The 748-nt window shown below is 74.6% G+C and carries 1 protein-coding gene; it reads right to left on the bottom strand.

From position 1 onward, the window contains the following. Positions 1-748 (bottom strand): aminotransferase class V-fold PLP-dependent enzyme (locus tag GH736_RS23775; protein ID WP_159607561.1); only part of this gene is annotated, 748 nt, incomplete at both ends.

The raw sequence follows: 748 nt of genomic DNA, 5'->3' as shown, positions 1-748 counted from the left end.
GCCGACGACGCGGAGCCCCTCGATGCCCTCGACCACCGTGCGCAGTTCCCCGGTCGCGCGTGCGGCACGCGCCGTGAGCCGGGCGAATCCCGGCTCGCCGAGCGCCTCGCTGATCGACCATGCGGCGGCGAGCGGCCCGGCGGGCTTCGAGCCCGTCATGGTCGGGTTGACCACGGGATACCCCGGCCAGCCGGTGGTCGCGAAGTACTGGTGGCGTTGCCGGTCGCGGCCGCGTGTCAGCAGCACCGACACGCCCTTCGGCGCGTAGCCGTACTTGTGCAGGTCGGCCGACAGGCTCGTGACGCCCGGGACCGCGAGATCCCAGGCCGGGAGGTGATCGGGCCAGAACGCGAGGGCGAAGCCGCCGATGCAGGCGTCGACGTGGAGTGCGATGCCACGCGCGCCGCAGATCGCGGCGACGTCGGCGACGGGGTCGAGGCTCGCGAACGGGTACGACGGGGCGCTGATCACCACGAGCGCGACGTCGTCGCCGAGCCGTTCCTCGATCGCGGCCGGCGTGAGCGTCCCGGTGGCCGGGTCGACGGGAACGAGGTCGAGGGCGAGCCCGAAGTACTCGGCAGCCTTGTGGAACGCCGCGTGCACGGTGACCGGGGCGACCAGCCGCGGCGTCCGCGGGCTCCCCGCGCGCGCCGAGCGCCAGACGTCGCGGGCGGACTTCACGGCGAGCAGGCAGCTCTCGGTGCCGCCGGAGGTCACCGATCCGACGACCACGCCGCCCTCGACGCCC

Origin of the sequence: Agromyces humi, assembly GCF_009720255.1 — a bacterium.
Taxonomy (GTDB): domain Bacteria; phylum Actinomycetota; class Actinomycetes; order Actinomycetales; family Microbacteriaceae; genus Agromyces; species Agromyces humi.
The sequence above is the reverse complement of the archived record's forward strand: the minus strand, read 5'-3'. Positions and strand labels throughout refer to the sequence as shown.